22 protein-coding genes are annotated in these 24,961 nt (G+C 70.8%); 17 read left to right on the top strand and 5 right to left on the bottom strand.

What is annotated here, in order from left to right; genetic code table 11:
* Nucleotides 1–9 precede the first annotated feature (9 nt).
* A complete protein-coding gene (locus tag AC07RM_RS38975; RefSeq protein ID WP_495337893.1) occupies nt 10–921 on the bottom strand; it encodes a LysR family transcriptional regulator in 912 nt (303 codons plus the stop codon).
* A gap of 164 nt (nt 922–1,085) precedes the next feature.
* Between AC07RM_RS38975 and AC07RM_RS38970 the strand changes: the two genes are divergently transcribed.
* The 4 genes from AC07RM_RS38970 to AC07RM_RS38955 all read left to right on the top strand — a co-directional run bounded on the left by AC07RM_RS38970 (nt 1,086) and on the right by AC07RM_RS38955 (nt 7,138).
* On the top strand, nt 1,086–2,078 hold the full coding sequence (locus AC07RM_RS38970; RefSeq protein WP_093353817.1) for a tripartite tricarboxylate transporter substrate binding protein: 993 nt from the start codon (nt 1,086–1,088) through the stop codon (nt 2,076–2,078).
* Between the two features lie 7 nt (nt 2,079–2,085).
* Complete coding sequence (locus tag AC07RM_RS38965; protein ID WP_495337892.1) at nt 2,086–3,378, top strand: hypothetical protein; 1,293 nt, start codon at nt 2,086–2,088, stop codon at nt 3,376–3,378.
* 53 nt (nt 3,379–3,431) lie between these two features.
* On the top strand, nt 3,432–4,547 hold the full coding sequence (gene hemE, locus AC07RM_RS38960) for a uroporphyrinogen decarboxylase (protein ID WP_208510200.1): 1,116 nt from the start codon (nt 3,432–3,434) through the stop codon (nt 4,545–4,547).
* Between the two features lie 485 nt (nt 4,548–5,032).
* Entirely contained in the window at nt 5,033–7,138 is a 2,106-nt protein-coding gene (locus AC07RM_RS38955; protein WP_495337906.1) for a primosomal protein N', read from the top strand.
* A gap of 23 nt (nt 7,139–7,161) precedes the next feature.
* Here the strand turns inward: AC07RM_RS38955 and AC07RM_RS38950 are convergent, their stop codons facing one another.
* A complete protein-coding gene (locus AC07RM_RS38950; protein ID WP_281077749.1) occupies nt 7,162–7,380 on the bottom strand; it encodes a hypothetical protein in 219 nt (72 codons plus the stop codon).
* Nucleotides 7,381–7,699: 319 nt separating this feature from the next.
* On the opposite strand from AC07RM_RS38950, the gene AC07RM_RS38945 reads away from it, so the two are divergent.
* The gene (locus AC07RM_RS38945; protein WP_296788861.1) at nt 7,700–8,320 is read left to right on the top strand and encodes a hypothetical protein; all 621 of its coding nucleotides are present in this window, start codon (nt 7,700–7,702) and stop codon (nt 8,318–8,320) included.
* 6 nt (nt 8,321–8,326) lie between these two features.
* Here AC07RM_RS38945 and AC07RM_RS38940 read toward each other — a convergent pair whose 3' ends face one another.
* A complete protein-coding gene (locus tag AC07RM_RS38940; RefSeq protein WP_398496524.1) occupies nt 8,327–9,349 on the bottom strand; it encodes an AEC family transporter in 1,023 nt (340 codons plus the stop codon).
* Between the two features lie 185 nt (nt 9,350–9,534).
* Between AC07RM_RS38940 and AC07RM_RS38935 the strand changes: the two genes are divergently transcribed.
* The 4 genes from AC07RM_RS38935 to nadE are packed head-to-tail and all read left to right on the top strand — an operon-like array spanning nt 9,535 to nt 14,105.
* Nucleotides 9,535–11,616: an ATP-dependent helicase gene (locus tag AC07RM_RS38935; RefSeq protein WP_093353807.1), complete on the top strand. Its 2,082-nt coding sequence runs from the start codon at nt 9,535–9,537 to the stop codon at nt 11,614–11,616.
* Nucleotides 11,613–12,065 carry a hypothetical protein gene (locus tag AC07RM_RS38930; protein WP_495337891.1) on the top strand — a complete coding sequence of 151 codons (453 nt, stop codon included), beginning with the start codon at nt 11,613–11,615 and terminating at the stop codon, nt 12,063–12,065. Before AC07RM_RS38935 ends, AC07RM_RS38930 begins: the two co-directional genes overlap by 4 nt.
* Nucleotides 12,062–13,231 (top strand): phospholipase A, encoded by a 1,170-nt coding sequence (locus AC07RM_RS38925; RefSeq protein ID WP_495337890.1) that lies wholly within the window; start codon nt 12,062–12,064, stop codon nt 13,229–13,231. The genes AC07RM_RS38930 and AC07RM_RS38925 overlap by 4 nt, the downstream gene beginning before the upstream one ends.
* 28 nt (nt 13,232–13,259) lie before the next feature.
* Nucleotides 13,260–14,105: an NAD(+) synthase gene (gene nadE / locus AC07RM_RS38920; RefSeq protein WP_495337889.1), complete on the top strand. Its 846-nt coding sequence runs from the start codon at nt 13,260–13,262 to the stop codon at nt 14,103–14,105.
* A 1-nt stretch (nt 14,106) separates the two neighbouring features.
* Here the strand turns inward: nadE and AC07RM_RS38915 are convergent, their stop codons facing one another.
* The gene (locus AC07RM_RS38915) at nt 14,107–15,027 is read right to left on the bottom strand and encodes an AraC family transcriptional regulator (RefSeq protein ID WP_495337888.1); all 921 of its coding nucleotides are present in this window, start codon (nt 15,025–15,027) and stop codon (nt 14,107–14,109) included.
* Nucleotides 15,028–15,148: 121 nt separating this feature from the next.
* Here AC07RM_RS38915 and AC07RM_RS38910 point away from each other — a divergent pair, with 121 nt between their 5' ends.
* Entirely contained in the window at nt 15,149–15,940 is a 792-nt protein-coding gene (locus AC07RM_RS38910; RefSeq protein ID WP_495337887.1) for a fumarylacetoacetate hydrolase family protein, read from the top strand.
* A gap of 4 nt (nt 15,941–15,944) precedes the next feature.
* Complete coding sequence (locus AC07RM_RS38905; protein WP_495337886.1) at nt 15,945–16,490, top strand: YbhB/YbcL family Raf kinase inhibitor-like protein; 546 nt, start codon at nt 15,945–15,947, stop codon at nt 16,488–16,490.
* Nucleotides 16,491–16,508: 18 nt separating this feature from the next.
* Here AC07RM_RS38905 and gntR read toward each other — a convergent pair whose 3' ends face one another.
* A complete protein-coding gene (gntR, locus tag AC07RM_RS38900; protein ID WP_495337885.1) occupies nt 16,509–17,546 on the bottom strand; it encodes an HTH-type transcriptional regulator GntR in 1,038 nt (345 codons plus the stop codon).
* A gap of 186 nt (nt 17,547–17,732) precedes the next feature.
* Between gntR and AC07RM_RS38895 the strand changes: the two genes are divergently transcribed.
* From AC07RM_RS38895 to AC07RM_RS38870, 6 genes are all read left to right on the top strand, one after another.
* The gene (locus tag AC07RM_RS38895; RefSeq protein WP_495337884.1) at nt 17,733–19,085 is read left to right on the top strand and encodes a GntP family permease; all 1,353 of its coding nucleotides are present in this window, start codon (nt 17,733–17,735) and stop codon (nt 19,083–19,085) included.
* 13 nt (nt 19,086–19,098) lie between these two features.
* The gene (gntK, locus tag AC07RM_RS38890; protein WP_495337883.1) at nt 19,099–20,658 is read left to right on the top strand and encodes a gluconokinase; all 1,560 of its coding nucleotides are present in this window, start codon (nt 19,099–19,101) and stop codon (nt 20,656–20,658) included.
* Between the two features lie 35 nt (nt 20,659–20,693).
* Nucleotides 20,694–21,707: an AraC family transcriptional regulator gene (locus AC07RM_RS38885; RefSeq protein WP_256222996.1), complete on the top strand. Its 1,014-nt coding sequence runs from the start codon at nt 20,694–20,696 to the stop codon at nt 21,705–21,707.
* Between the two features lie 59 nt (nt 21,708–21,766).
* Nucleotides 21,767–21,970, top strand: coding sequence for a hypothetical protein (locus AC07RM_RS38880; RefSeq protein ID WP_093353787.1), 204 nt, complete (start codon nt 21,767–21,769; stop codon nt 21,968–21,970).
* Between the two features lie 230 nt (nt 21,971–22,200).
* Entirely contained in the window at nt 22,201–22,701 is a 501-nt protein-coding gene (locus tag AC07RM_RS38875) for a pyridoxamine 5'-phosphate oxidase family protein (RefSeq protein WP_490880111.1), read from the top strand.
* Between the two features lie 14 nt (nt 22,702–22,715).
* Entirely contained in the window at nt 22,716–24,959 is a 2,244-nt protein-coding gene (locus AC07RM_RS38870; RefSeq protein ID WP_495337882.1) for a hypothetical protein, read from the top strand.
* Nucleotides 24,960–24,961 lie beyond the last annotated feature (2 nt).

Below are 24,961 nucleotides of genomic sequence, written 5' to 3'. Positions count from 1 at the left end.
ACGCCCGCGCTAAAGCGCCTTGCCCTTCCCGAAGTCGCGGAAGTAGGCCTTCAGCAGCCCGGCGAAGTCCTCGGCGATGGCCGAGGGCGCCGACTGCGGCGACAGGGCCATCGAGGCCTCGACCGGGCAGCGCGGCCGCAGGGGCAGCACCTTCAGGTCGCGCGCGAACACCGAGGCGACGTAAGGATTGACGATGCCGATGCCCGTGCCCTGCGCGGCCATCATGCAGATCGTGACAGAGTAGGTCGTCTCCACCGTCGCCGCCGCCTCCACGCGGTGCTGCTGCAGGGTGCCGAGGAACTGCTGGTGGATCTCGTCGTCGGCATTGAGGGTGAGCAGCACCTGGTCCTTCAGGTCGCGCACGTGCAGGCTGGCGCGGCTCGCGAGCGGATGGCCCGGATGCAGCACGCACACCGCGTCGCTGCGGTGCAACGGCACGGCCTCGATCTGCGGGTCGCTGATCCCCGAGGTGGTCAGCGCGACGTCGTACAGGCCGTAGAGCAGCCCTTCGCGCAACGCGTGCGAGCCGACGGTCTGCAGGTTCACGTGCACCTGCGGGTAGCGCCGCGAGAAGGCGTGGACCACCGGCGGCATGACGCTCAGGCCCAGCGCCGGCGTGCAACCCACGCGCAGCGAGCCCGCGCCCGACTTGCGCATGACGGCCACGCTCTGCTCGATGCGGTCGAGCCCGAGGAAATGACGCTGCACCGTCTCGAACAGCTGCCGCGCCTCGTGCGTGGGCCGCAGCCGCCCCTTGTGGATGTCGAACAGCTTGAGCTGCGTGGCGTTCTGGATCTGCGCGAGCAGGCGGCTCACCGAGGGCTGCGTGGTGTGGAGCATGGCCGCGGCCGCCGTGGTGGTGCCGGTCTGCATGACCGCGCGGAAGGCCTCGATCTGGCGGAAGTTCAATGGTCGCGACATGCAAGGACTCCTGGGACGGCGCCGTAGGCGCGTTCGCGAGGGCATATCTTTTCTGCATAGCCCGGCGACAAGATTGAATTTTCCAGAATGATGCCGCGTTCCTAGACTGCGCCCATTCCCACCATTCATCGCGCCCCACACGCGGCGCGCAGCAAGGAACACGCATGACACAGCAATGGCCGCGCCGGGCCGTCGGCCTCGGCCTTCTCGCAGCCGCCCTCGGCCTCGCCGCGGCGGCATCGCAGGCCGCGGAGCCGAAGACCTATCCGGACCAGATGATCCGGCTCGTGGTGCCCTTCACGGCCGGCGGCAGTTCCGACGTGCAGGCCCGCATGCTCGCCGACCGGCTGGGCAAGCTCTACAAGCAGCCGGTGGTGGTCGAGAACCGCCCCGGCGCCGGCGGCCACATCGGCGGCAAGTTCGTGGCCGATGCGCCGGCCGACGGCTACACGCTGCTGCTCGGATCGGTCGGGCTGCACGCGACCTATGGCGTCTTCAAGAAGCTCAGCTACGACCCCGCGAAGGACCTGAAGGTGATCACGGTGCTGGCCGAGATGCCGCACGTGGTGGTGGCCACGCCCTCCCTGCCCGCGGGCGACCTGAAGCAGCTGGTGGCGCTGGCGCGCAAGGCGCCCGACACCCTCAACTTCGGCTCCGCGGGCGTGGGCTCGTCGGTGCACATGATCGGCGAGCTGTTCCGGATCACCGCCGACGCGCCGATCGTGCACGTGCCCTACAAGGGCAGCTCGGCCGCGCTGAACGACCTGCTGGCCGGCCAGATCCAGCTGATGTTCGAGAACCCGCCGACCACCCTGGCCCACATCCGCGGCGGCAAGCTCAAGGCCCTGGCCGTGACGGGCAAGACCCGCCTGCCGGCCCTGCCCGAGGTGCCGACCGCGATCGAGGCCGGCTTCCCGGCCTTCGAGGCCACCTCGTGGACCACGGTGGCGGCCAGCGCCAGGCTGCCGGACGCCATCGCCGACAGGCTCAACGCCGACATCCGCCGCATCGTCTCGTCGAGCGAGTTCGCCCAGGGGCTGGCCGAGCAGGGCATGACCCCGGTCGCCAGCACGCGCGAGGCCGCGACTCGCTTCGTCGCGGCCGAGAAGCTGCGCTGGGACAAGGTGATCCAGCAAGGCCGCATCGCCGCGGAGTGAGGAAGCGATGACCGATCCGCTTTTCACGGGCTTCGCACCCGCCGCCTGCCGCCGCGTCGGAACGGACGATGGCCGGCACCACTTCTTCGGCTACTACGACAAGAGCGCCTGGGACCGCAGCGGGCGCTACCTGCTGGCGCAGCAGGTGCCCTGGATGGACACCGAACTGCGGCCGGACTCCAGCGCCCGCATCGGCTGCTTCGACCTGCAGGACGGCGACCGTTTCCATGTGCTCGGCGAGACCACGGCCTGGAACTGGCAGATGGGCAGCCAGCTGCAATGGCTGGACGGGGCACCGGGCCGCCAGCTGATCTACAACTGCCGCACGGGCGATGCCGGCGCCTTCTATCCGGGCTTCGGGTCCACGATCGTCGACCTCGACAGCGGCGCCAGGCGCGTGCTGCCGATGCCCGTCTACGTGGTCGCGCCCGACAGCCGCTACGCCCTGAGCGTGGACTACCGGCGCCTGTACGTCACGCACCGGACCATCGGCTACAGCGAGGCCGGCGACCCCTTCGACCTGCCGCTCGCGCCGGAGGGCGACGGCATCCATGCGATCGACCTGGCCACGGGCGGCACGCGGCTGGTCCTGAGCTACCAGGACCTGCGCCGCTTCCATCCGCGCGCCTCGATGGACCGGGCGATCCACTGGGTCAGCCACATCGAGATCAACCCCTCGTCCTCGCGCGTGCTGTTCCTGCACCGCTGGACCGAGCGCGTCGAGGACGAGACCTGCTTCCTGCACCGGTTGCTCACGATGAACCCCGACGGCTCCGACCTGCGCCTGCTCGAGTGCTCGGACCATCCGCTGCCGCAGCTCGCGCAGGACTTCGACCCCGATGCCGTCGGCACCTTCGACTACGAGAAGTCCGAATACCAGATCTCGCACCCGCTGTGGCGCGACGACGAGCACATCGTCGTCTGGAGCCCGCACGCGGGCCGGATCCGCTACCACCTGTACCACGACAGCGTCGGCGGCGCGGTCGAGGCCATCGGCGAAGGCGTGCTGGTGGAGAACGGCCACATGAGCTTCTCGCCCGTGAACCGGCGCTGGCTGCTGAGCGACACCTACCCCGATGCGCGCACGCACGAGCGCGTGCTGTTCCTGTTCGACATGCAGACCGGCCGGCGCCATGCGCTGGGCAGCTTCTACGCCACGCCCGCGCTGGGCAAGGAGAACCGCTGCGACCTGCATCCGCGCTGGAGCCGCGATGGCCGGCAGGTCTGCATCGACTCGGTGCACGAGTCGCAGCGGCAGATGTACCTCCTCGACGTGTCGGGGATCGTGCAGGCCGGCTGACGCGGAACGGGCGGCCCCGGACCCAGTGCGAAGGGCCCTGCGACAATCGCCCGATGCCCTTCGCCCCCCTGCAAAACGACACCTTCCTGCGAGCCTGCTGGCGCCAGGCCACCGACCACACGCCCGTCTGGCTGATGCGCCAGGCCGGCCGCTACTTGCCCGAGTACGTCGCCACCCGCGCACAGGCGGGCAGCTTCATGGGACTGGCCACCAACGTCGACTACGCGACCGAGGTCACGCTGCAACCGCTGGCGCGCTATCCGCTCGACGCGGCGATCCTGTTCTCCGACATCCTCACCGTACCCGACGCGATGGGCCTGGGCCTCTCGTTCGAGGCCGGCGAGGGCCCGCGCTTCGCGCGCCCGCTGCGCGACGAGGCCGCGGTGGCCGCGCTCGAGGTGCCCGACATGGACAAGCTGCGCTACGTCTTCGACGCCGTGGCCTCGATCCGCAAGGCGCTCGACGGCCGCGTGCCGCTGATCGGTTTCTCGGGCAGCCCCTGGACGCTGGCCTGCTACATGGTCGAGGGCGCGGGCTCGAGCGACTACCGGCTCGTGAAGAGCATGCTCTACGGCCGCCCTGACCTGATGCACCGCGTGCTCGCGGTCAATGCCGACGCCGTGGCCGCCTACCTCAATGCCCAGATCGACGCCGGCGCGCAGGCCGTGATGGTGTTCGACAGCTGGGGCGGCGTGCTGGCCGACGGCGCGTTCCAGGAGTTCAGCCTGGCCTACACCGCGCGCGTGCTCGCGGGCCTCAAGCGCCACGGCCCCGACGGCCAGCCGGTGCCGCGCATCGTCTTCACCAAGGGCGGCGGGCTCTGGCTGGAAGACATGCGCGCGCTCGACTGCCAGGTGCTGGGCGTGGACTGGACCGTGAACCTCGGCGCCGCGCGCCGCCGCGTGGCCGAGGGCAGCGATGGCCAGGCCAAGGCGCTGCAGGGCAACATCGACCCCAACGTGCTGTTCGCGCCGCCCGCGCGCATCGAAGCCGAGGTGGCGAAGGTATTGCAGGCCTTCGGCGCGCCGCATGCCGACCGCGCGACGGCCGGGCCGACCCACATCTTCAACCTGGGCCACGGCATCAGCCAGTTCACGCCGCCCGAGCACGTGTCGGCGCTGGTGCAGGCGGTGCACACCCAATCGCGCCAGCTGCGGCAGCCGGCCTGACGCGGCCCGCGGGCCGCCGGCCGCAGCCGCCCGCCGGCATGGCGGATGTGGAAAAGAAGATGGCCAAAATGCGGCGCCGCGGCTTTGTCAAGGCCCAAAACGGGCTTCGGCGACCGACTTATGCACAAAACGCGTGTTGCAGTGCGCAAGATTGCGTTAGGCGGTCCTGGCACCGCTACCAAAGCAATAGCGAAGCTAAGTCGTTGATTTATATGGAGTTTGAACTTTGCCCTTTTTGCGGGCAATCCAGCCAGAGCCTTGATTTTCAAGGCTTGGCGGCGAGTCCAGCCCGGTTTTCAACAAAGTTATCCACAGAAACTCTGGACGGACCGCAAAGCACTGAAAAATCAATGACTTAAGTGACTTTGCTCAACACTGCTTTAACAAACCCTGCCAACGAGGACACCATCCCGAACCGCCCCATTCCCCCCGAAGACCTGCTCGGCGAGCCGACGAACGGCAGTCCGGGGACGTCCGGCGCCGCCCTGCCCTGGCGCATCGACGTGGCGGTGCAGACGCCCGCGCACAGCGCGCTGGGCGACGTGCTGAGCTACGGCGGCGACGCGCCGCTGCCGGCCGGCACGCTGGTGCGGGTGCCGCTGGGCCGGCGCGAGGTGCTCGGGGTGGTCTGGCATGCCGAGGCGCGAACGGCCGAGGAGCTGGCCGCGCCCGACCTGGCGCTCAAGCCGGTGGCCGCCGCGCTCGATGCGCTCGCGCCGCTGGGCCCGGCCTGGCGCGACCTGGTGGCCTTCGCCGGGCGCTACTACCAGCGCTCGATCGGCGAGATCGCGCTGGCCGCGCTGCCGCCGCAGTTGCGCGACCTGAGCACGGTGCAGCTCGCGCGCCGGCTCAAGCGCAAGGCGGCCGACGACGACACCGCGGCCGACACCGGCACGCCCTCCCCGGTCGAGCCCAGCCCCGAGCAGGCCGCCGCGCTCGCGCGCATCGAGGCCGAGGAAGGCCCGTTCCTGCTGGCCGGCAGCACCGGCAGCGGCAAGACCGAGGTCTACCTGCGCTGCGTGGCCGCGCTGCTCGCGCGCTCGCCCGAGGCTCAGGCGCTGGTGATGGTGCCCGAGATCAACCTCACGCCGCAGCTCGAGGCCCGCTTCAAGGCGCGCTTCGGCGCGCAGGCGGTGGTGTCGCTGCACAGCGGCATGACCAATCCGCAGCGCCTCGCGAGCTGGCTGGCCGCGCATGCGGGCGCCGCGCGCATCGTGCTGGGCACGCGCATGGCGGTGTTCGCCTCGATGCCGGGCCTGGCGCTGATCGTGGTCGACGAGGAGCACGACCCCAGCTACAAGCAGCAGGAAGGCGCGCGCTATTCGGCGCGCGACCTCGCCGTGTGGCGCGGCCACCGCGAGAAGGCCAAGGTGATCCTGGGCTCGGCCACGCCCTCGCTCGAGAGCTGGCACCAGAGCCGCCCGCCGGCCGACGGCGACCCCGGCGGGCGCTACGTGCGGCTGGCCATGCCCTCGCGCATCGGCGCGGGCGAGCTGCCCACGGTGCGGCTGGTCGACATGACGCTGCAGCCCGCGAAGACCGTGCTGTCGGCCAAGCTGCTCGACGCCATCGGCCAGCGCATCGCGCGCGGCGAGCAGAGCATGATCTTCCTCAACCGGCGCGGCTATGCGCCGGTGCTGGCCTGCGGCGACTGCGGCTGGAAGAGCGAGTGCCCGCACTGCAGCGCCTACCGCGTGTTCCACAAGATCGACCGCACGCTGCGCTGCCACCACTGCGGCCACACCGAACGCGTGCCGCGCGCCTGCCCGGTCTGCGGCAACCTCGACATCGCGCCCGTGGGCCGCGGCACCGAGCGGCTCGAGGAGCACCTGGCCGAGCTGTTCTCGGCCGTGAAGCGGCCCGACGGCAGCGCCGTGAGCATCGCGCGCATCGATGCCGACAGCACCAGGAAGCAGGGCGCGCTCGAATCGCAGCTCGCGGCCGTGCACGAGGGCGAGGTCGACGTGCTGGTCGGCACGCAGATGATCGCCAAGGGCCATGACTTCCGCCGCATCACGCTGGTGGCCGCGGTGAACCCCGACGGCGCGCTGTTCTCGAGCGACTTCCGCGCGCCCGAGCGGCTGTTCAGCCTGCTGATGCAGTCGGCCGGCCGCGCGGGCCGCGACGCCGCCTACCTGGCCACGCAGGGCAGCACGGCCGAGATGTGGATCCAGACGCACCACGCGGAGCATCCGCTGTTCCAGGCGCTGCGCCGGCACGACTACCCGGCCTTCGCGGCGCAGCAGCTCGAGGAGCGGCAGGCCGCCGCGATGCCGCCCTTCGCCTACCAGGCGCTGGTGCGCGCCGATGCGCGCACGCAGGAGGCGGCGCAGGCCTTCCTCAACGCGGCGAGCGCCGCGGCCGATGGACTCGAGGGAGCGGCGCAGGTGATGCGCTATCCGGCCGTGCCGCTGGCGATCCAGCGCGTGGCCAACGTGGAGCGCGCGCAGATGCTGCTGGAGAGCCATTCGCGCGCCGCGCTGCAGCGCATGCTCGCGCTGTGGCAGCCGCAGCTGCATGCGTTGCGGCGCACGCCCGAGGGCAAGGGCGTGATCCGCTGGCTGGTCGACGTCGATCCGCAGGGGATCTGAACCTCGTCGCCATGGGCCCGCGCTCAGTGCAGGCTCATCGGCTCCTTGCCCATCTCGACGTAGCGCAGTTCGCGGTCCGCATGGCGCCGCCGCGCGACGCTGCCGGGCCAGGCGAACACCACCAGGCTCAACGCGCCGAGCGCCAGCGCCGAGGCCGTGCCGAGCTTGCCGGCCTGCCAGAGCCAGGCCGCGCCGGCGAGCCACGCCAGCCATAAAAGAATTCGGAACAGTGTTGCCATCATCGTGCGAGCTCCCATGCCATCTTCCGGTCTGCGGCCCACTTTAGCAGCGGACATGTGAACTCAAGCATTCATCCGAAGTGGTATCGGATAGCTATGTCTTACGGCCGGCACGGTGCAGGGGAAAAATTCTGCAAAAGGGGTTGACGCCACGCGCGCGCCGCTGCAAAAGACTCCGTGGAGGAGTCCGCAACGGGGCGATCCTCCGGGCCCTCCGCGCCCCTCCAGCCCGCTCTCCTGAAGGCAAAGGTCGCTCGTGAAACCGCTCCATTTCGCAAGTGGGATTCTGTCTTTCGCGGCCTCCGCTTGGGCCTGCTTCCTGGTGCTCGCACCCGTCGCCACGCACGCCGCCGAGATCGAGCGCCAGGGCCGGCTGCTGCTGGTCTCGGGCATGCTCGACGGCAGTGAGATCGCCAGCTTCATCGACCACCTCAGCAGCGGCACGGTGCGCACCGTGGTGCTGGAAGATTCCTTCGGCGGCACCGCCGAGGCCGCCGGCGCCTTCGCCGACGCGATCCGCGCGAGCGGCGTCGAGACCGAGGTGCGCGGCCAGTGCATGGCGGCCTGCGCCTATGCCTTCCTGGCGGGCAAGACGCATCGCTTCGGCGACGGCTTCCAGGTCAACGGCGTGATGCTGCCGGTGGCGGCGCGGCCCACGGCGGCCGAGCTCGCGGTGCGCTGGCGCGACGACGCGCACCGGACGCTGGCCGACTTCACGCCCGGCGCCGCGGCGGCGCCCAAGGTCATCGAGGCCTCGGCCGACGGTCGCGGCGCGCACGACAACTGGCAGCCCGAGCACGGCGTGCTGTTCACCGCCAGCCCCTCGCTGTTCGGCCGCATCTACAACGCCTTCTATTGCGACGGCACGCAGGGCCGCGATTTCTCGAAGTGCGAGCGCCTGCCAGACGCCGATCCGTTCAAGCTCGGCGTGCTGACGCCGTAGGACGCTTCACTTCAGCAGGCCCACCGCCAGCGGAAAGCTGAAGAAGGCCGCCACCGTCGTCCACAGGATGATGCGCGCGATGCGCCCGTTGTCGGCGCCGAAGCGCTCGGCCAGCATCGACACGTTGCTCGCGCTCGGCAACGCCGCCACCAGCACGATCGCCACCAGCGCCGGCCACGACAGCGGCAGGCCCAGCGCGATCGCCGCGAGCCCCAGCCCCCACACCAGCAGCGGGTGCGCGAGCAGCTTCACCAGCACCACCGGCAGCACGTCGGCCAGCGGCGCCTTCGGCAGGGGCCGCGCGCCGCTGCCCATGGCCTGGGCCACGGCCGCGCTCGCGCCATGCTCGCGCGCCACCAGCGCCGAACGCGCGAGCACCGCGCCGATGGTGAACAGGGCCACTGGCGAGGCCGCGTCGGCCAGCATGGCGACCGTGCGTTCCACCGGGCCCGGCAGCTTCCAGCGCGCGGCCGACAGCAGCACGCCGAGCAGGATCGACCACGGCATCGGATTGACCAGGATGCCGCGCAGCGCCTGGCGCGCGGCCTGCCGCGGCCCGTGGTGCGCCGCGCCCGGGCCCGCGCCATCGAGCCGCGACAGCGCGATGCACAACGAGGAGGTGACCACGAGGTCGAAGGCGATCGTGATGATCATCGGCCCGGCCGCCTGTGCGCCGAGGATGGCCACCAGCAGCGGCACGCCCATGAAGCCGGTGTTCGGGAAGGCCGCCACCAGCGCGCCGAAGGCGGCGTCGTTCCACCCGATGCGCGCATTGCGCGTGAACGCCACCACGCCGCCCACCACCGCCAGCGCGCTCAGGCCCCAGACCAGCGCGACGCTGCCGTCGAGCAGCTGGCCGATCGGCGTGCCCGCGCCGAAGCGCAGCAGCATGCAGGGCAGCGCGAAGTAGAGGACGAAGCTGTTGAGGCCGGGGATCGCATCGAGCGGGAGGATTCGGGCACGGGCGGCGCCGTAGCCGGCGGCGATCAACGCGAAGAAGGGAAAGGTAACGAGAAAGACGGGCAGCACGGCTCGATTGTCGCCGCCGGCCCCGGCCCTCCGCAGCAGGCTGCCGATGCCCCTTTACGGTGCGTTTACCGCGCTTCCCACATCGCGGTATCGGCCGACGCCGCGGCCCCTGCGGCCCCCGTATCATTGCCCGCTTTCGCGCCCGCCGCGCCCTGCGGCCCCTGCCGGCTCCCCTCCCCCTTTCCATGTCCCACGGTCTCAATCTCGCGCAACAAGAAGCGGTCAACTACATGCATGGCCCCTGCCTCGTGCTCGCGGGCGCGGGCTCGGGCAAGACGCGGGTGATCACGCACAAGATCGCGCGCCTGATCCAGGCCGGGCTCGAGCCCAAGCGGATCGCGGCCATCACCTTCACCAACAAGGCCGCGGCCGAGATGCGCGAGCGCGCCAAGGGGCTGATCGGGCGCGATGCCAAGAAGGTGGTGATCTGCACTTTCCACGCGCTGGGCGTGCGCATGATGCGCGAGGACGGCGCGGTGCTGGGCCTGAAGTCGCAGTTCAGCATCCTCGATGCCGACGACGTGACCAAGATCCTCAAGGACGCGGGCGGCACCAGCGACCTGGCGACCGCGCGCATCTGGCAGTGGACCATCAGCAAGTGGAAGAACATGGGCCTGAACGCGGCCCAGGCTGAGGCCATCGCGGCCGACGACAACGAGCGCATCACGGCCACCATCATGGCGCGCTACGAGGAACGCCTGACCGCCTACCAGAGCGTGGACTTCGACGACCTGATCGGCATGCCGCTCAAGCTGCTGCGCGACTTCGAGGAGGTGCGCAGCAAGTGGCAGTCCACGCTGGGCCACATCCTGGTCGACGAATACCAGGACACCAACGCCACCCAGTACGAGGTGCTCAAGGCACTGTCGGGCACGCGCGGCCACTTCACCGCGGTGGGCGACGACGACCAGTCGATCTACGGCTGGCGCGGCGCCACGCTCGACAACCTGCGCAAGCTGCCGGTCGACTACCCCACGCTCAAGGTCATCAAGCTCGAGCAGAACTACCGCTCGACCAGCGCCATCCTGCGCGCGGCCAACAACGTGATCGGCCCCAATCCCAAGCTGTTCCCGAAGACGCTGTTCTCCGAACTCGGCGAGGGCGAGCCGGTGCGCGTGGTCGACTGCGACAGCGAGATGCACGAGGCCGAGCGCACGGTGGCGCGCCTCGTGAGCCTGCGCGAGACCTCGAGCCACAAGGAATTCCGCGACTTCGCGATCCTCTACCGCGCCAACCACCAGGCGCGCGTGTTCGAGCAGGCGCTGCGGCGCGCGCAGGTGCCCTACAAGGTCTCGGGCGGCCAGAGCTTCTTCGACCGCGCCGAGATCAAGGACCTTTGCGGCTGGTTCCGCCTGTGGGTCAACAACGACGACGACCCCGCGTTCCTGCGCGCCATCACCACGCCCAAGCGCGGCATCGGCCACACCACGCTGGCGGCGCTGGGCACCTTCGGCAGCCAGTACAAGCTGAGCCTGTTCGAGGCGCTGTTCTCCTCCTCGCTGCCCAGCGTGATGCCCAAGCGCGCGCTCGAAAGCCTGCACGAGTTCGGCCGCTACATCAACGACCTCGAATACCGCGCGCGCCAGACCATGGGCGCCGAGAACGCGCGTGCCTTCCTCGACACCTGGCTCAAGGAGATCGAGTACGAGAAGCACATCTACGACGGCGAGGACAGCGAACAGGCCGCGGCCTCGCGCTGGACCAACGTGATGGAGTTCTGCGACTGGATGGCGCAGCGCTGCGGCGGCGAGCTCGACGACGCGGCCGGCGTCAACAACACCAGCGAGCCCAAGAGCCTGCTCGAGGTGGCGCAGACGATCTCGCTGCTGTCGACCATCAGCGAGCGCGAGCAGGACCAGAACGTGGTCACGCTCTCGACGCTGCACGCCTCCAAGGGCCTGGAGTGGCCGCACGTGATGCTGATCGGCTGCAACGAGGGCCTGCTGCCCTTCAAGCTCGACGACGACGACGGCCGCCAGCAGCAGGTCAGCGAGAGCACGCTCGAGCGGCTGCAGGAGGAGCGCCGGCTGATGTACGTGGGCATCACGCGCGCGCAGCGCAGCCTCGCGGTGAGCTGGACCAAGCGCCGCAAGAAGGGCCGCGAGATGGTGCTCGCGCAACCCAGCCGCTTCATCGCCGAGATGGCGCTCGACAAGAGCACCACGCGCGAGGACCCGCGCGAGAAGCTCAAGGCCCTGCGCGCCGAGTTCGCGCGCAAGGCCCAGGAAGGCGCGGCCGCCGCGGCGGCTTCGTCGGCCGCGCCATGAAGCGCTTCGCTCGAGGCCTGGCCCTCGCGGCCCTCGCCCTGCTGGCTTCGGCCGGCGCGCTCGCGCAAGGCAGCGCCTGCCCCGACAGCGTGCAGGACCTGCCGCCCGAGGCGCTCTACGGCCGCTGGGAAGCGCGCTTCGACGGCCTGCCGGCCGTGGCCGTCGTGCAGCTGGGCCGCCATCCCGAATACGCCGGCGTGCGCGGCACCATCGCGCGCCCCGCCGCCACCGGCCGGCCGGCCGCGGTATCGCAACTGGCGGGCGACATCGGCGACGACGGCACGCTGGCCATCGACGAATCGCTCGACGGCCGCAGCATCAGCGGCGTCTGGGTCGGCGCGATGGCGCCCGGCGGCTGCGGCCGCGAATTCCGCGGCACCTGGCGCGATGCCACCGATGAGAGCACGCATCCCTTCGTGCTGACGAAGAAGGAAGGGTCAGGAAAATGAACATCACCATGCAAGGCCGCCTGCGCGCGGTGCTGGCCACCGCGGCGCTGCTGCTGGCCGGCGCCGCGCAGGCGCAGGCCGTCGACCAGCCCAAGAGCCCGCTGGCCGACAACCAGCTCACCTGGCAGAGCTGCGCCGCGCTCGGCACCGACAACGGCGCGCGGCTGGCCTGCTACGACCGCTGGGCCCAGCAGCAGACGCTGCCCTCGGTGTCGGTGCCGGTCGCGCCGCCGGTGCTCGCCAACACCCAGCCCGCGCCGCCGGTCGACGGCTCGATCCCGGCCACGCGCGTGGTCTCGGTCGCCACTACCGAGGGCTGCCGCGACCGCCAGTACTCGGCGCTGTCGCGCTTCTGGGAACTGGAGAACGCCACCGACTGCGGCACCTTCGGCTTCCGCGGCTACCGGCCGCTCAACGTCTCGGTCTCGGCCGCCACCCACAAGCCCGACACGCCGACCTCGCCGTCGCCGGACCACACCGGCGACCCGGTGGCCTACCAGGCCAACGAGATGCGCATCGGCCTGTCGGTGCGTACCAAGCTCGCGCAGGGCCTGCTGACGCAGAACGACCCGATCAAGAAGGACTCGCTGTGGTTCGCCTACACGCAGCAGTCGACCTGGCAGCTGTTCAACGGCGCGATCTCGCGGCCCTTCCGCACCACCGACCACGAACCCGAGCTGATGTATGTCTACCCGACCGACTTCAAGCTGCCGGGCGGCTGGCGCTGGCGCTACACCGGGCTGGGCATCGTGCACCAGTCGAACGGCCAGAGCCTGCCGCTGTCGCGCAGCTGGAACCGCGTCTACCTGATGGCCGGCGCCGAGCTCGACGACCGCTTCAGCATCACGGGCCGGATCTGGAAGCGCATGTCGGAGAACCCGACCAAGGACGACAACCCCGACATCGCCGACTACATCGGCCGCGCCGAGGTCACCGGCCGCTGGAACCTCGACCGCAACAACACGCTGGGCATCACGGTGCGCAACAACCTGCGCGACAGCGGGCGCGGCTCGGTGCGGCTCGAATGGCTCAAGGCGATCGGCGACCCGACCAAGAGCAACCTGCGCTTCCACACGCAGCTGTTCCACGGCTACGGCGACACGCTGGTGGACTACAACCGCAAGCGCACGGTGTTGAGCATCGGCCTGAGCCTGGTCGACTTCTGATGTCCGCGAACCCACGGAGACCTTGTCCATGAGCACCGAACTGTCCCCCGTCGACGCCACGCAGCGCGAGATCATCGCGGCGCTGTCCGTCGCGTCCGTGTTCGACGCCGCCGCCGAGCTCGAGCGGCGCGTCGAATTCCTCGCCGCCTACCTGCGCCGCACCGGTCTGTCGACCTACGTGCTGGGCATCAGCGGCGGCGTGGATTCGCTGACCGCCGGCTGCCTCGCGCAGCGCGCGGTCGAGCGGCTGCGCGCCGAGGGCCGCGAGGCCACCTTCATCGCGATGCGGCTGCCCTACGGCGTGCAGAAGGACGAGGCCGAGGCGCAGGCCTCGCTGGCCGTGATCCGGCCCGACCGCCTGCTGACGGTGGACGTGCGGCCCGCGGCCGACGCGATGCTCGCGGCGCTCAAGGCCGGCGACCTCGCCTTCCGCGACGCGGCGCACGAGGACTTCGTGCTCGGCAACATCAAGGCGCGCCAGCGCATGATCGCGCAGTTCGCGGTGGCGGGCGCGCACAACGGCATCGTGATCGGCACCGACCACGCGGCCGAGGCGCTGATGGGCTTCTTCACCAAGTTCGGCGACGGCGCGGCCGACATCACGCCGCTGACCGGCCTCAACAAACGCCGCGTGCGCGCGGTGGCGCAACTGCTCGGCGCGCCCGATGCGCTGGTCTACAAGGTGCCCACGGCCGACCTCGAGTCGCTGGTGCCAGGCAAGCCCGACGAGGACGCCTTCGGCGTGACCTACGAGCAGATCGACGACTTCCTCGAGGGCAAGCCGGTGTCGGCCGCGGCGCGCGAGGTCATCCTGTCGACGCACCGCAAGAGCGCGCACAAGCGCGCGCTGCCGGTCGAGCCGCCGGCGGCCTGAATTACGACGGCCCGCCGGGCCGTGCCGGCGACTGCGCGCGGAACTCGCGCGGCGTCAGCCCCATGTGCTGCCGGAAGCGCCGGCTGAAATAGACCGCGTCGGCGAAGCCGCATTGCCGCGCGATGTCGGCGATACGGCCGTCCGAGGCCAACAGCAATTCGCGCGCGCGCTCCAGCCGCCGCTCGGTCACGAGTTCGGTGAAGGTGCGCTGGGTCTGCTTCTTCAGCAGGTGCGCGAGGTAGTTCGGCGACAGCATCGCGGCCGCGGCCGCGTCGTTGAGCGACATCTCCTCGCCCAGGTGCTCGCGCACGTAGTGCAGCACGCGCTGCAGCGCATCGCGCCGCGAGCTGTGGCCGCGGTGGCGCGCCGCCTGCTCGTGCAGCGCCGCCTCGTGGCGGCGGCAGGCCAGCGAGAGCATCTGCAGCAGGATGCCGCGGATCGCGCCACCGGCCGCGAAGCGCCCTTCGCGGTTGAGCGCCGACAGCTCCTCGAGCCAGCCGAGGATGCGCGCGAAGTCCTCGGCCTCGAAGCGGAAGTCCACGTACTCCTGGAACAGGAAGGGCGCGAGCTCGGGATGGCGCGCGATCGGCACCTCCTCGAGATCGAGCGGCTCGACCGCCAGTTCGGGCCAGAGGAAGGACTGGTCGAAGTTGACGATGGCGTAGCGCGCGCCCGGCGGATGCGGCACCACGTGCAGCCGGTACGGCAGCACGAAGCTCAGGCAGCCCGCGCCGAAGGGCCGCGCGGCGCCGCCGATCAATTGCTGCGACTCGCCCTCGATGCCGATCTGGATCTGGAAGTACTCGTGGCGGTGCGGGCGCGCGAGCACGTCGCGCGCGCCCTCGAAGCGGATGTCGAAATCGAGGTGGTCGGCGCGCTCCTGCATGCCGTAGAGGCGATGGCTCGAGGTCGAAGCGGGCATCGCGCGATGGTACGCCCGGGCCCCGGGTGTTGCCTGCGTCCTGCTTTTGCGTAGATGCGTGCGCAAGCGCGCGCACGCGCTCTCCCAGAATCGTCCGGCTACTACCGAAGGAGACCCCCGCATGAGCAATTCCTCCCGCCGCGGCCTGCTGGCCGGCGCCGCCATGGCCACCGGCGCCATCGCCGGCTGCGCGCTGCCCGCGGGCGCCGCGCGCAATGCGAAGACGCCGTTCGACGTGCCCGCCGCGACCATCCCGATCGCCGGCAGCGACCAGGTGTTCCCGGTGCGCCGCATCTACTGCATCGGCCGCAACTACGCCGCGCATGCGCGCGAGATGGGCTCCGACCCGACGCGCGAGCCGCCCTTCTTCTTCCAGAAGCCGGCCGACGCGGTGCAGGTGGTGCTGCCCGGCACCGTGGCCGACCACCCCTATCCCACGCTGACCAAGAACTACCACTACGAGGCCGAGCTCGTGGTGGCGCTCGGCAAGGGCGGGCGCGACGTGTCGATCGACGATGCGCTCGGCCTGGTCTACGGCTACTCGCTGGGCCTGGACATGACGCGGCGCGACCTGCAGCGCGGCATGGGCGACCAGAAGAAGCCCTGGGAGATCGGCAAGAGCTTCGACCATTCGGCGCCCGTGGGCCCGATCCATCCGGTGGCGCAGGTCGGCCACTTCGGCGACGGCGCGATCTGGCTCAAGGTCAACGGCGAGACGAAGCAGAGCGCCACGCTCAAGCACATGATCTGGTCGGTGGCCGAGCAGATCAGCCGGCTGTCGCAGGCCTTCGAGCTGCAGCCCGGCGACATCATCTACGCGGGCACGCCCGAGAACGTGGGCCCGGTGGTGCGCGGCGACCTGATCGAGATCCACATCGACGGGCTGCCGAACCTGTCGGTCAAGGTGGTCTGAGGCCATGAAGAACACGACACGCCTCCTCGGCACGGCCCTGCTGGCCGGACTCGCGCTCGGCGCCCAGGCCGCGGGCATGAAGGTCACGTCGAGCGCCTTCGCCGACGGCGCGACCATTCCGAAGATCCACGCGGGCGACGCACCGGGCTGCGGCGGCCAGGGCGTGTCGCCGCCCGTGGCCTGGAGCGACCTGCCCGCGGGCACGCGCTCTGTCGCGGTGCTGATGAGCGATCCCGATGGCGGCAAGGGCCTCGGCGTCTCGCACTGGGTGGCCTACAACATCCCGGCCGCCAAGGGTCAGTTGCGGCGGGGCGAGGGCCAGGCCGCGAACGCCGGCTTCACCGTCGGCAAGAACGTGGCCGGCGCCATCGCCTACCGCGGCATGTGCCCGCCGGCCGGCGACCTGCCGCACCACTACGTGCTGACGGTGATCGCCACCGAGGCCGAGCCGGGCTCGCTGCCCGAAGGCCTCACGCGCGACGAGCTGCTGGCGGCGCTCAAGGGCCGCACGCTGATGGGACAGAGCGTGGTGGGCCTCTACGGGCAGTGAGCGAAGCGGCGCGGCGGCTCAGCTGCTCTGCCGCACCACCAGTTCGAAGCCCAGGTCCACGGTGCGCCGCGCTTCCGCCACGGGCTCGTCGCGCATCAGCGCGAGCAGCATGCCGGCCGCGCGTTCGCCGATCTCGCGGCGCGGCGTGCGCACGGTGGTCAGCGGCGGCAGCATCTGGTCGCTGCCGCCGAGGTCGTTGAAGCCCGCGATCGCCACGCGCTGCGGCACCGGCACGCCGGTGCGCAGCGCGGCCAGCAGCCCGCCCTGGGCCAGGTCGTCGTTGCAATAGAAGATCGCGTCGAGGTCCGGATGGCGCGCGCGCAGTTCCTCGAACTGGCGCCCGCCGAGCGCGAGCGAGGTGGGCCCGGGCGTCAGCAGCTCGAGCGCCGGATCGTGGCAGCCGGCCGCGCTCAGCGCCTCGCGGTAGCCGGCCAGGCGCTGCAGCACGCGCGGATCGAGCTGGCCCGCAGCATAGGCGATGCGGCGGCGGCCGCGCGCGAGCAGGTGCTCGACGATGGCGCGGCCCGCGTCCTGCTGCGAGAAGCCCACGCTGTGGATGCCGGGCGCCTCCGAGGTCTCCATCAGGTGCACGCAGGGCGCGTCGCTGGCCTCGAGCAGGCGGGTGGCGCCCGCGCTGCGGTCGAAGCCGGTCAGCAGGAGGCCCGCGGGCCGCTGCGAGAGGTAGCTGCGCAGCAGCGCCTCCTCCTGCGCGGGGTCGTAGTGGGTCACGCCGATCAGCGACTGGAAGCCGTGCGGCGCCAGCGTGTCCTGCACCGCCTCGAGCAGCTCCACGAACAGCTGGTTGGTCAGCGACGGGATCAGCACCGCCACGTGCGAGCTGCGCGCCGAGGCCAGCGCGCGCGCCGCCACGTTGGGCACGTAGCCGAGCTCGTCGACCGCGGCCTGCACCCGCGCCTTCAGGTCGGGCGCCACGTTGCGCGCGCCGCGCAGCGCGCGCGAGACGGTGATCGGGCTCACGCCCGAGACGCGCGCCACGTCATCGAGGGTCACGCGGCTGGAAGAACGGGAGCGCGGGTGCTCGGGGGCATCGGCCATGGCGAAATCTAGGGTTACTACCGATCCGGGATTGGACAGCGCTGTCCTAGGATAGCGCTGTCCCGGCCCTTGCCGCCTCGGAAAAACCCGAGGATGCTTCAGAGGCTGGTTTTTTTGGGTTGTGCAGGATAGCGCTATCCCGACCCCGCCGGCCGCCTTTGCAGCGCCCGGCTTCAGGAGACAGACATGTTCGGAATGAGCAAAGAGGTGTTCCTGCTCATCGACGCCCTGGTGGCGATCCTCGGGCTCATCCTTCTGATCACGCGCTGGCGCGTGCACCCCTTCATCGCGCTGACCCTGGCCGCGGGCTTCCTCGGCCTGACCTCGGGCATGCCGGTGGACCTGGTGATGAAGTCCTTCCAGGACGGCTTCGGCGGCGTGCTGGGCTTCGTGGGCATCGTGCTCGGCCTGGGCACCATGCTCGGCAAGATGATGGCCGAGTCGGGCGGCGCCGACCGCATCGCGCGCACGCTGATCGACGCCTTCGGCAAGGAGCGCGTGCACTGGGCGATGATGTTCGCGGCCTTCCTGGTCGGCATCCCGCTGTTCTTCGAGATCGGCTTCGTGCTGCTGATCCCGCTGGTGTTCATCGTGGCGCGGCGCACCGGCGTGTCCCTGATCCGCATCGGCATTCCGCTGCTGGCGGGCCTGTCGGTGGTGCACGGCCTGGTGCCGCCGCATCCGGGGCCGCTGCTGGCCATCGGCGTGTTCGGCGCCGACATCGGCAAGACCATCTTCTACGGCCTGATCGTCGGCCTGCCCACCGCGATGATCGCGGGCCCGATCTTCGGCAAGTTCATCTCGAAGTACGTGCCCGGCGAGGCCTCGCCCGAGCTGCTCGAGCAGCTGGCGCGCGAGCCCGAGGCGCGCGAGCTGCCGGGCTTCGGCGTCACGCTGCTGACGGTGCTGCTGCCCGTGGGCCTGATGCTGCTGAAGACCTTCGCCGACGTGGCGCTCGACGAGAAGAACATCGTGCGCCAGTGGATGGACTTCATCGGCCATCCGATCACTGCGCTGCTGGCGGCACTGCTGCTGTCGCTCTACACCTTCGGCTTCGCGCGCGGCTTCACGAGCAAGCAGATCATGAAGTTCGTCGACGACAGCCTGGCGCCCACGGCGGCCATCGTGCTGATCATCGGCGCGGGCGGCGGCTTCAAGCAGATGCTGGTGGCCAGCGGCGTGGGCAACGCGATCGGCCACATGGCGCTGAACGCGCAGGTCTCGCCGATCCTGCTGGCCTGGCTGGTCGCGGGCCTGATCCGCATCGCCACCGGCTCGGCCACGGTCGCCACCATCACGGGCGCGGGCATCGTCGCGCCGCTGGCCACCATGGTGCCGGGCGTGAACCGCGAGCTGCTGGTGCTGGCCACGGGCGCGGGCTCGCTGATCCTGTCGCACGTCAACGACGCGGGCTTCTGGCTGGTCAAGCAGTACTTCAACATGACGGTGGCCGAGACCTTCAAGACCTGGACCGTGATGGAAACGCTGATCTCGGTCGTCGGCATCGTCTTCATCATGCTGCTGAGCATGGTGGTCTGAGGAGGAAGCACCCATGGGCCGCACCGTCATCGGCGTCGACATCGGAACCACCAGCACCAAGGCCGTGGCCTTCACGCCCGCGGGGCGCGTGCTGGCCCACCACGCGGTCGGCTACCCGCTGCTGCAGCCCGAGGCCGGCGCCGCCGAGCAGGATCCCGAGCAGATCTTCCAGGCCGTGCTCGCGGCCATCGCGGGCTGCGTGCAGGAGAGCAAGGCCGCGCCCGCCGACGTGCTCGCCGTGTCCTTCAGCGCGGCCATGCACAGCCTGATCCTGGTCGACGGCGCGGGCGCGCCGCTCACGCCCAGCATCACCTGGGCCGACCAGCGCGCCGCGCCCTGGGCCGAGCGCATCCGCGACGAATGGGACGGCCTGGCGATCTACCGCCGCACCGGCACGCCGATCCACCCGATGTCGCCGCTGGCCAAGCTGGTGTGGCTGCGCCACGAGCGCGCCGAGCTGTTCGCGCGCGCCGAGCGCTTCATCGGCATCAAGGAGTACGTGTTCTTCCGGCTGTTCGGCCAGTGGCAGGTCGACCACTCGATCGCCTCGGCCACGGGCCTGTTCAACATCGAGCGGCTGGCCTGGGACGAGGGCGCGCTCGAACTGGCCGGCGTGCGCGCCGAGCAGCTCTCGCGCCCGGTGCCCACCACCTGGCACATCGAGGGCCTGGCGGCCGACGTGGCGGCGAAGCTGGGCCTGGCCGAGCACACGCCCTTCGTGATCGGCGCCAACGACGGCGTGCTGTCGAACCTCGGCGTCAACGCGGTCTCGCCCGGCGAGGTGGCCGTGACCATCGGCACCAGCGGCGCGATGCGCACCGTGGTCGACCATCCGATGACCGACCCCGAGGGCCGCACCTTCTGCTATGCGCTGGCCGAGCGGCGCTGGGTGGTGGGCGGTCCGGTGAACAACGGCGGCATCATCCTGCGCTGGGTGCGCGACGAGTTCGCCGCGGCCGAGGCCGAGACCGCCAAGCGCCTGGGCATCGACACCTACGAGGTGCTCACGCGCATCGCCGAGCGCGTGTCGGCCGGCAGCGAGGGGCTGGTGTTCCATCCCTTCCTCACCGGCGAGCGCGCGCCCTACTGGAACGCCAACCTGCGCGGCTCCTTCTTCGGCCTGGGCATCCACCACCGCAAGGAGCACATGATCCGCGCGGTGCTCGAGGGCGTGATCTTCAACCTGCACAGCATCCTGCCGGCGGTCGAGGCGATCGCGGGCCGCAGCGCCCACATCAAGGCCACGGGCGGCTTCGCGCGCTCGGGCATGTGGCGCCAGATGATGGCCGACGTGTTCGACCGCGAGGTGGTGGTGCCCGAGAGCTTCGAGAGCTCCTGCCTCGGCGCCGCGGTGCTGGGCCTCTATGCGCTGGGCCATGTCGATTCGCTCGACGTGGTGGCGGGCATGGTGGGCGCCACGCACCGCCACACGCCCAATGCGAAGAACGCCGCGCTCTACCGGCAGCTGCTGCCGGTGTACCTCTCGCTGCCGCGCAAGCTCGGCGAGGAATACCGGCTGCTGGCCGCGTTCCAGCAGCAGACGGCCGCGCCGCCGCCGCCGCGCCGCGGTTGACGCGTCCCCCTCGAACGTCCGTTGGAGATTCGGTCTTGCTGAACACGATCCCCCCGGCCTCCGCCTCCCGCGCCCACACGCCCAGCGCGCCGCGCCCCAAGCTGCCGCTGCCCGCGGTGGCACCGCGCCCGCGCGGCGGCGCGCGCGCCCGCGCACTCGATGCGCGGCGCAACGCCGCCGCCGCCGCGCCCGAGCCGGCCGACACGCGCGTCACCCTCCACTGCGAGAGCTCGCCCACCTCGTCGGCCCGCGGCCAGGAAACGAACTGCCTGCACGAGCACGAGCTGCACCTGATCGGCGCCGCGCCCGCGCGCCTGCGCGTGGGCCAGGGCCTCGACGAGGAAACCCATCGCTTCGCGCCCGGCAGCCTGGTGCTGCTGGGACCGCGGCTGCCGCACAGCCTCGCGTTCGAGCACCATCCGCTGCACGGCGGCGGCAATGCGGGCGGCCTGGTGCTGCGCTTCGGCGACGAGCCGCTGCGCCGCGGCATGGAGCTGTTTCCCGAACTGCGCGACGCGGCGCCGCTGCTGGCGCGCGCACGGCAGGGCGTGCATTTCGTGGGCCTGGGCGAAGGCATCGTCTCGCGGCTGCGGCGCATCGAGATGCTGCAAGGCCTGGCGCGCTTCGCCGAGTTCACGGTGCTGCTCAACGAACTCTCGCAGTGGTCCGAGTACCGGCTGCTGGCCGACGCCGCCTTCACCGACGATTCGCTCGGCGAGCATGGTGCCGCGCTGCGCATCCACAAGGCGCTCGACCACATCCGCGACAACTACGCCGAGGGGCTGTCGCTGGCCGAGGTGGGCGCCATCGTCGGCATGCGCGAGAACGCCTTCTCGCGCAGCTTCCGCCGCGCCACCGGCCAGACCTTCACCGATTTCGTGATCGGCCTGCGCGTGGCGCGCGCCTGCCGCCTGCTGGCCTCCACGCGCCAGCATGTGAGCAGCATCTGCTACGAAGTGGGCTTCAACAACATCTCGAACTTCAACCGGCATTTCCGGCGCATCAAGGGCATGACGCCCGGCGAGTTCCGCGCCGCGGCACGCAGCTGAGGAAGATTCGTCGCCCACGGCCTACAGACAGGGCCCGCCGATCGGATCAAGGTCGGGCCATGACACATCCGATCGAACTCATCGTGGACGAGCCGGCACCCGGATCCTTTGTCTGGCGCCTGCTCGAGACCGACGACAGCGGGGGTCATCCCCGCGTGCTGCGCAGCGCCTTCGACCCTGCCGACAGCTACGAAGTGGCGCTCGCGACCGGCGAGCGCGCGCTGCACAGCGAAATACGCCAGCGCGCGGCCACCGCGGCCTGAGCTCGCTGCAGCTTCTCTCTTCCTGGATCGGCGGGCTCGCGCGGCCCGCGGCGCCTTGCTGCGCCGCGCCGGCTCGCGATCGCACCCCACCCGCTGTCGGCATCGGATGACATGGCCGTGCGCCGTGTGACCGCGCGACAGCCCCGGCTCGCACCGTACGGTGATCCCCAGACATCGGCACTTCGCCGGTCGATCCCCCCGCTTTTTTTATTCCCCCTGAAGGAGACCCCATGACCGCCACCACCACCGACCAAAGCAAGCTCTGGGACCTGATCAAGGACACGCGCTACGGCATGCTCACGCACCGCCACGGCGACGGCCAGTTGCACAGCCATCCGCTGACCACGCAGAACAAGGACGGCGACGAGGCCGGCACGCTCTACTTCTTCGTGCCGAAGAACGGCGACATCGCGCGCCATGTGGCGAGCGACCCGGTCGTGAACATCGCCTATGCCAACACCGACAGCGACAGCTACGTGTCGATCTCGGGCCGCGCCGAGCTGCGCGAGGACGCCGCCAAGAAGCGCGCGCTGTTCAGCAAGATGGTCGAGGCCTGGTTCCCGAAGGGCGTGGACGATCCCAACCTCGGCCTGCTGGCCGTGAACGTGGTCGAGGCCGAGTACTGGGACGTGGACGACAGCAAGATGGTCCAGCTCTACAAGATGGCCAAGGCCGCCCTCACCGGCGAACCGCCGAAGAACCTGGGCGAGCACAAGAAGGTCGCGGTCTGAGGGCAGCCGGAGCGATGACAGAGGCAACGACCGCACAAGCCGCCGGCACGCCCGGCGCCACGGCCCCCTCGCCGGCACCGCATCGCTGGCAGTTCATGCGCGCCGGCGGCGTCGACCAGGTGGTGTTCCGCAGCGGCGAGGACATCGCGCGCATCGCCGAGCTCGACCAGAAGCTCTGGGTCGCGCTGGCCTGTCCCACGCGCGGCATCGACTTCGATCCGCGCACGCTGGATTTGATCGACACCGACCGTGACGGGCGCGTGCGCCCGCCCGAGGTGATCGCGGCCTGCCAGTGGGCCTGCGAGCGGCTGCGCAGCGCCGACGTGCTGCTCTCGGGCGGCGGCACGCTGTCGCTCGACGACCTCGACGGCGCGAAGGCCCCCGGCGCCGAGCTCGCGAAGGAGGGCCGGCGCATCCTCGACCTGCTCGGCCGGGAAGACACGAACACCCTCACGCTGGCCGACATCTCCGACCGCGGCGAATGGCTGGCCGCGATGCGCTTCAACGGCGACGGCGTGGTGACGCCCGAGACCGCCGAGGACGAGGCGCTGCGCGCGACCATCGCCGAGGCGATGCGCAGCCACGGCAGCACGCCCGACCGCCACAAGCAGACCGCCGGCATCGACCGCGCGCGCGCCGAAGCCTTCATGGCCGACGCGGCCGCGATGCGCGACTGGTACGCCAAGGGCGCCGATGCCGCGCTGCTGGCGCTCGGCGACCGCACGCTGGCCGCGGCCGAGGCGATGCGCAAGGTGGCGGCCAAGATCGACGATTTCTTCGCGCGCTGCCGCGTGGCCGCCTACGACGTGCAGGCCGTGACGGCGCTCAACCCTTCCGCCGAGGCCTACGACGCACTCGCGGGCCACACGCTCGATGCCAACGCGCATCCGATCGCCGAGCTGCCGCTGGCGCCGATCACGCCGCACCGCTCGCTGCCGCTGCGCGGCACCAGCCTCAACCCGGCCTGGTCCGAGGCCATCGCAGCCTTCGCGCGCGACGCGGTGACGCCGCTGCTCGGCGCGCGCGACACGCTCGAGGACGACGAATGGCAGGCGCTGCGCCAGCAGCTCGGCGCCTGCGAGGGCTGGATCGCGTCGCGCCCGGCCAACGCGCTCGCGAGCCTGTCGCACGAACGCATCGAGGCGCTGCTCGCCACGCGCGAGGCCCTGCTCGCGCTGATCGCCGAGGACGAGGCGGCCGAGAGCCACAACAAGCTGCTGGTCGATCTCGAGAAGCTGCTGCGGCTGCAGCGCGACCTCAAGCTGCTGCTCGACAACTTCGTCTCGTTCAAGGCCTTCTATCGGCGCGAGGGCGCGATCTTCCAGGCCGGCACGCTCTACCTCGACGGGCGCAGCTGCGAGCTCACGGTGCAGGTGCAGGACACGGCCAAGCACGCGGTGCTCGCAGGCCTCGCGAAGACCTGCCTGGCCTACTGCGACTGCACGCGGCAGGGGCAGAAGATGAGCATCGTCGCCGCCTTCACCGCGGGCGACGTGGACTTCCTGTTCGTCGGGCGCAACGGCGTGTTCTACGACCGCCAGGGCCGCGACTGGGACGCCACCATCACCAAGCTGATCGAGAACCCGACCAGCGTGGCGCAGGCCTTCTTCGCGCCCTACAAGAAGTTCGTTCGCATGATCGAGGAACAGGTGGCCAAGCGCGCGGCCGCGAGCGAGGCCGGTTCGCAGACGGCGCTGCAGTCGCTGGCCGGCAAGGTCGCGACCGCCGACCAGGCCGCGGGCGCCGATCCCGCCAAGGCGCCGGCCAAGCCGCCGCTGCCCGCCACCAGCCGCGTCGACGTCGGCACGGTGGCCGCGATCGGCGTGGCGCTCGGCAGCATCAGCGCGGTGCTGGTCGGCATCTTCGGCAAGTTCATCGACCTGGGGCAGTGGATCCCGGTGGCGCTGGTCGGCATCGTGATCGCGATCTCGGGCCCGAGCATGCTGATCGCCTGGCTCAAGCTGCGCCAGCGCAGCCTGGGGCCGATCCTCGATGCCAGCGGCTGGGCCATCAACGGCCGCATGAAGGTCAACGTGCGGCTCGGCGGCATGCTGTCGCAGACCGCGCACGTGCCGGCGGGCGCACGGCGGATCGCGCCCGACCCCTACCGCGAGCGGCACGGGCTCACGAGCGCGGTGGCCGCCGTCTGCATCGTCGGTGCGGTGGCCGTGCTGGCCTGGCGCATGGACTGGCTCGACGAGCGGCTGCCGCCGCAGCTGCAGCACGACCCGGCAGCGGCGAGCGCACCGGGCGCCTGAGC

The sequence above is a fragment of the Variovorax sp. GW821-FHT09B05 genome (assembly GCF_059418265.1).
Note: the sequence above shows the minus strand (reverse complement) of the source record. Positions and strands in the feature narration are given on the sequence as shown.

What these genes read in the sequence shown, in the direction of transcription:
- AC07RM_RS38975 (WP_495337893.1), bottom strand. Translation starts at nt 921, where the DNA reads ATGTCGCGACCATTGAACTTCCGCCAGATCGAGGCCTTCCGCGCGGTC.
- AC07RM_RS38970 (WP_093353817.1), top strand. Translation starts at nt 1,086, where the DNA reads ATGACACAGCAATGGCCGCGCCGGGCCGTCGGCCTCGGCCTTCTCGCA.
- AC07RM_RS38965 (WP_495337892.1), top strand. Translation starts at nt 2,086, where the DNA reads ATGACCGATCCGCTTTTCACGGGCTTCGCACCCGCCGCCTGCCGCCGC.
- hemE (WP_208510200.1), top strand. Translation starts at nt 3,432, where the DNA reads ATGCCCTTCGCCCCCCTGCAAAACGACACCTTCCTGCGAGCCTGCTGG.
- AC07RM_RS38950 (WP_281077749.1), bottom strand. Translation starts at nt 7,380, where the DNA reads ATGATGGCAACACTGTTCCGAATTCTTTTATGGCTGGCGTGGCTCGCC.
- AC07RM_RS38935 (WP_093353807.1), top strand. Translation starts at nt 9,535, where the DNA reads ATGTCCCACGGTCTCAATCTCGCGCAACAAGAAGCGGTCAACTACATG.
- AC07RM_RS38930 (WP_495337891.1), top strand. Translation starts at nt 11,613, where the DNA reads ATGAAGCGCTTCGCTCGAGGCCTGGCCCTCGCGGCCCTCGCCCTGCTG.
- AC07RM_RS38925 (WP_495337890.1), top strand. Translation starts at nt 12,062, where the DNA reads ATGAACATCACCATGCAAGGCCGCCTGCGCGCGGTGCTGGCCACCGCG.
- nadE (WP_495337889.1), top strand. Translation starts at nt 13,260, where the DNA reads ATGAGCACCGAACTGTCCCCCGTCGACGCCACGCAGCGCGAGATCATC.
- AC07RM_RS38915 (WP_495337888.1), bottom strand. Translation starts at nt 15,027, where the DNA reads ATGCCCGCTTCGACCTCGAGCCATCGCCTCTACGGCATGCAGGAGCGC.
- AC07RM_RS38910 (WP_495337887.1), top strand. Translation starts at nt 15,149, where the DNA reads ATGAGCAATTCCTCCCGCCGCGGCCTGCTGGCCGGCGCCGCCATGGCC.
- AC07RM_RS38905 (WP_495337886.1), top strand. Translation starts at nt 15,945, where the DNA reads ATGAAGAACACGACACGCCTCCTCGGCACGGCCCTGCTGGCCGGACTC.
- gntR (WP_495337885.1), bottom strand. Translation starts at nt 17,546, where the DNA reads ATGGCCGATGCCCCCGAGCACCCGCGCTCCCGTTCTTCCAGCCGCGTG.
- AC07RM_RS38895 (WP_495337884.1), top strand. Translation starts at nt 17,733, where the DNA reads ATGTTCGGAATGAGCAAAGAGGTGTTCCTGCTCATCGACGCCCTGGTG.
- gntK (WP_495337883.1), top strand. Translation starts at nt 19,099, where the DNA reads ATGGGCCGCACCGTCATCGGCGTCGACATCGGAACCACCAGCACCAAG.
- AC07RM_RS38880 (WP_093353787.1), top strand. Translation starts at nt 21,767, where the DNA reads ATGACACATCCGATCGAACTCATCGTGGACGAGCCGGCACCCGGATCC.
- AC07RM_RS38875 (WP_490880111.1), top strand. Translation starts at nt 22,201, where the DNA reads ATGACCGCCACCACCACCGACCAAAGCAAGCTCTGGGACCTGATCAAG.
- AC07RM_RS38870 (WP_495337882.1), top strand. Translation starts at nt 22,716, where the DNA reads ATGACAGAGGCAACGACCGCACAAGCCGCCGGCACGCCCGGCGCCACG.